Raw genomic sequence first — 5,691 nt, forward strand, 5'->3', positions numbered from 1 at the left:
TGGTGCCATCGGCAAATTTCACCAGCTCAACCTTTTTCCGGTCGTCAGTGAACCACTCCTTGATGGTGATTTCATCCTTGCTGCTGTAATGCACAACCAGGTCGTTACCCACCCAACCAAAGCGTAGCTTGCTGGCATCGATGCCGGCACCGAAACTCAGTACATCTTCATTCCAGCCCATTTTCTCTAGCTTTTTTTGGCCAATTGCGCTGATAAACTCAATGAGGTCCAACGCCCCCTTACGAGGGTTAGTGGTTATTTCAGCAGTGAATTTATTCTCAAGTGTTGAGAAATCGTACTTCACCCCAGTTTCAGCTGCCTTCGCCTTAATCTCATTGACATAAGAAGACAACGTAGTGCCTAAAACTAGTGACTCATAAATATCGGTTTTGAAGCGTGCGTAAGCCAAATTGATGTTGGCAATTTGTTCTCTTGCCAATGTGACGCTGCGATGGCCTGACTGGCTTGTTAATGCAGTGAACGTAGCCCCACCGTTAGGGCCTGCGTAAGTGAACCCCATGAAGCGCTCTACCACAGCCAATCGCGTCAGGAAAAGGTCATATTCCGCAGAGCCCTTTACCAGCCCATCAAGGTGGTAGGCCACCTCAACATCGTGACCTTGTGCTTTTAGGTCATCGGCTTGTTGCTTGAGTGATTTCAGCGTTGACGTATTTGTCCATGCCGTCATCAGCTCATCCAATTTGGCTTGCTGCTCTTCTCTCGATGAAGCCGACATATAGCGACTGACTAGATTTCCCAAAGCGGGTGAAAGACTAATCGCTTCTTTTAGGTCTCTCACCATGCCTGCACCCTTAAGGTTGGCATTAAGGTTTTTTGCTTGGTCAGTTAGCGGAATAGCATCGGTAAATTTCCGGTGAAAGGAATTTACGGCAAGATCAAGATTGGCTGCAGCGCCAGTATTGTCGACAGAAGCGTTACCGGAAGTCCCATCTTTACGGATAAAACGTCCCGTTGCGCTAATGATATTGCCATTGCCCAAATTGGTTTGGCCGGCTTTAGCTGCTGTTTCAATGGCTACTAATCCTGCTTGGTCTAATGTCAATAACTCATTCGCTTGCGAGACACCATCCTGATTTAGGTCGCGCCAAACACGAAGTTGATTGAATGCACTGTCGAGCGCATCAATACGTCCATCTTTGTTGTCGTCCAATTCAGCCAGCGCGTGGAAACCGTTAGTGGCTTTTGTGCCATTTCGCAAAGTCGTATCGACACCAAACAATTCTTTACCAGAATCAATTGAGCCATTCCCATTCAAATCACGTGCTAGCCAGGCATCGTCGGGCAGCAGCCAGCCCGTGCCGGTCTTAACGCCGTCACCATCATGGTCGAATAGCACAGAGCCATCCGCGCCCTTGGTTTTAATGCCGTCGCCGTTTAAATCGAGGGCTAACGGGTCGCGATTCGGGGGTGCGCTCGCGCCGCCACCCGCGCCACCGCCGCCGCCGCCAGGCCCACCCGCGCCACCGCCACCGCCGCCAGGGCCACCTGCACCGCCACCGGGGCCACCCGATCCGCCACCACCACCAGGACCACCCGAACCACCACCCGAGCCGCCACCGGACCCACCGCCTGAGCCGTCGCCAGAACCGCCGCCAGAACCACCACCGGACCCGCCGCCAGAACCGCCGCCAGAACCGCCGCCAGAACCGCCACCCGAACCACCACCCGAGCCGCCACCGGACCCACCGCCTGAGCCGCCGCCAGAACCGCCGCCAGAACCACCACCGGAGCCACCACCGGACCCGCCGCCAGAACCGCCACCAGTACCGGGTCTTCTACCACTATTGGTTGAGGAAACGCCGCTCTGATTAGAGTCATTGCCATTGGCGTCTCGCGGCACATCATCGGGTCCATAAATGGGAATGTTAATGGTGGTGCCGTCGGATGTACTAACAGAAATGCCTGAGCCAGATTTGCCGCCTGAATGCCCACCTGATCCATTGTTGGAGCCTGTACCTGTACCTGTTCCAGAGCCAGAGCCAGAGCCAGAGCCAGAGCCAGAGCCAGAGCCAGAGCCAGAGCCAGAGCCAGCACTATTCCCGTTAGTAATCTCGGTATGCAGAATTTGGGTTAAGACGTCATCAGCACGCCATTTCGTTCCGTCGGTAAACAGAATTTGTTTCGGCCCGATTCCATCCATATAACCTTGGAGGCGGACGAAGTTGTCATTAGACAACCATAAATAGACGCTTGAATCGCGGCGAATTACTTTGACATCGCTCGGCCGTATGCCATCTGTGAATTTCAGCATATCGTCACCACCCGCACCTTCCGCGAGAATGTGGTCAATGCCAGAACTACGGCCAAACAAGTAGGTATCGTTTCCTTCACCACCTAGCAGCCAATCGGTACCACTTCCGCCATCTATTAGGTCATCTCCTGAATTGCCAATTAACGTATCGGTACCGCCCCCACCGATTAGCGTGTCATTGCCAGTGCCGCCACGTATGTGGTCATTGTCGGCACCGCCATCCAGCGAATCATGCCCAGCCTCACCAGCCAAGTGGTCATTACCACTTCCACCTAATAAGGTGTCATTACCGCCTGAAGGGTGTTCGTTCTCATAACCGATATCGCCCCACATGGAGTCATTGCCACTGTCCCCCTGCAGATAGTCATTACCCAAATCACCGGCTATCTGGTCATTACCCTCTCCCCCAAACAGCGAATCATTGCCTTGCAGGGACTCATTCGGCACGAAAAGGTCATCGACATCATCGCGATGTGAGATATCACCAAAGAGTGTGTCATCCCCCTCGCCGCCATGAAGTTCATCTGCACCATGCCCACCAAATAATTTATCTTTGCCTTTGCCCCCATCCAGGAAATCATCGCCATCATTTCGTGCTACTTGTTCTGCAACATCCGGTTGGAAAGACCCCACCCCACCATTGAGAACGTCATCGCCATCCCCTCCCATCAGGGTGTCATTAAAGGTACCACCTTCAATTTCATCATTGCCCTCATCGCCCGAAAGCAGGTCAGCGCCGCCAGCAGTTGCAAGGGTACGTCCCCAATACAGACCTTCTTTTTTTACCTCAGGATGCGTGGCAACAGTGCCATCTCCATGGATAGTGTCATTCCCCAAACCACCGCTGATCGTATCTGCCCCATCCATGCCGACGAGCTCATCATCGTCATTTTCACCAAAAACACTATCGTTTCCGCCCCCAGCAAAGACGGTGTCGCTGCCATTGCCACCAAAGATGAGATTACCTTCATCGGAAACCGGAGCATTTAACGCATCATAAAGAATACCGGCGTGACGCGTAAAACCTATACGACTAAATTCTACTTCGACACCTTTCCTTATTGCTTCCCAGCCTCGTCCTCCAAATATTTGTGTAAAACCTTCCTTGCGGGAAAGGGCTCCTTCTCCTACCTGGTTTATCGTCTCACCAACCGCGCCAAATATATAGTCGCCGCCATCGCCACCAAATAAAGTGTCCGCGCCTAAACCACCCGCGATTAAATCACGACCATCGCCACCATCAATGACATCATTCCCATCCAAGCCGGCAAGATAATCGTTTCCGCCTAACCCATAAATAAAATCTTTACCTTTACTGCCATGTAATACATCATCAAAACCAGGCTTGGCCCCATTGGTAACCAGATTACCTAAGCTATCCAGCTTATAATTGTCGCCATCCTTAACCGGATTTTTATCGCCAATAATTTGGCCTTTATTGTCTGGCTTTTCGTCCTGCTTCCATGTAATCCCAAACTGCCCTTGGCGGAAGTTTTTAATGGTGATATTCCCTACTGTGCCCTGCTTGAATATTTGCAGGTCACCTACACCATTGGTGCCAGACCATATGAGAGTAAGGCTTTTATCTTCCGAGGTGTAAAAGCCTTTAGACTTTTCAATAAAGGTGCTAAGAACAACGCCATCAAATTGAATCTTGCCTTGGCCATCGGCATCGAGAATGACATCGCTGCCGTCACCGACGTTGTAGATATAGGTATCATCACCTCTGCCGCCTTCCAGGTAATCGTTACCCGCGCCACCATTTAATGTGTCATTACCATCCATGCCATAGAGATGGTCAAAGGCTTTTCCGCCGACAAGGTTATTTGCCGTAGCCAAGCCAAATACCACTTGGCCACTGGTCTCAGAAAGCCCAGCAGGATTTAGCGAAATACCTTGTGCTTTATCACTGTAATTAATACTGAGGTGATCAGCACCGTTACCTAAAGCCTTACTTATATCAACGTCAGCTGTATTATATTTGGCTATCAAGTTCAGCATGGCGGCACGGTCGGCAAGGTAGGCGTCACTAAAGTTCATGCCCTTAGTGTCACCAGACTGATCACTAGTCCATAGGGTTGCCAAGTCACCATGTGCTTTTTTGAGTTGCGCAATAACCTCGTCACTACCTGTAAGGGTAAATGGAATTAGGTAATGTAACGATAAAAAGGCACCGAAATCAGTACGGGCAGCAGACGCGTTGGCCACTTCTGAACGTAAGGTGACTTTACCCGCGATGGCTTTAAAAGCAGCATTCTCACGGAAGCTTTTTATATTATCATAAAGATATGTTCTATTCTTATCCTCAGGCGATGAAGAAATTGGAGTAGGCGTTTCAGCATTGCCAAGAACGAGTTTTCTTAGCCCATCTAATAGTTTTTCATGGCTTTCTTCTGGCTTATTAGAAGATGAACGAATAAAATTAGATAAGCCAGGGGCATCAGTAGCGTAACTAATGTCAAGTTCAGCTAACAGTGTCATTAAATTTAAGGCATCGACACTATTCACACTGCTATGGTTTTTAGTAAAACCTACTATAATACCTCCTAGAAGGTCCGAGAAATTCTCTTGCGCAATTGGTATTGCCTTGCCAGGATCAACATCACCAATGACATGAACAGCGTCACCATCTGCCTCAAATCTCGTGATGTTGTCTGTTCTTTCCTGCGGAAAACCAAGCAAATCTAGGAATTTATTGCCCTGGAAAAGAAATGTCGGTGAATTTAGGGTTACGACTTCATTTACATTTTTAGGAAAAAAGCGTGAAAATAATAAAGCTAAATGGCCACCCAGGCTATGCCCAGTAACATTTACTTCTTCATTTGGTTGAATAACAGCCTGGCCAGCAACGCCAGATTCAATGCCAACGTCTTTCGCTAATTCTGATTTGAAGGCAATAAATCCAGTATCGGAAATTAATTTTGCCTTAGTAGTAAGCCCTATTGCGCCTTGATCAAGCACGATCAGCGGCGAATATAATGCCAGTTTGGTTGGATTGGCCATCAAATATAATTTGACTACCTGATCTTCGCTATACTGCACAACTTGCCCACCCACGGTAGTAAGCTGTTTCCAGTACCGGTATAACTGCGCCCCTTGTTGCGCTGCAAAACCGGCACCGCCAATATTGCCCATATCGGTCATTAGGACATCAACGAACACCTGGCCATTGTTAAAATCAGGTTCAGTTCCGCGAATCGCCAATACTTTTTTTCCATTCTTTTCCTGAAAAACCGTAGCGCTAAATCCATTCAATGAGACATTGGGACGTTGATGAATTAATTTGAATTTTTTACTGATGTTACGCAGTGCATACGCTAACCTGTCGCCATGAAGAACAAAGAACTCGATTTGTACACCGACTATTTGCTGAGCACGTTTGGCGCGGCGACAGCAACGGGCTTGTCGGCGATGGTAGG

Annotated in this window: 1 protein-coding gene; it reads right to left on the reverse strand. The window is 49.3% G+C overall.

The annotated features are described in order from the left end of the window. On the reverse strand, positions 1 to 5,691 hold a 5,691-nt coding region (locus CSQ89_RS22615), incomplete at both ends, for a calcium-binding protein (RefSeq protein ID WP_304441807.1).

It is taken from the genome of Chitinimonas sp. BJB300 (assembly GCF_002735695.1).
GTDB lineage: Bacteria > Pseudomonadota > Gammaproteobacteria > Burkholderiales > Chitinimonadaceae > Chitinimonas.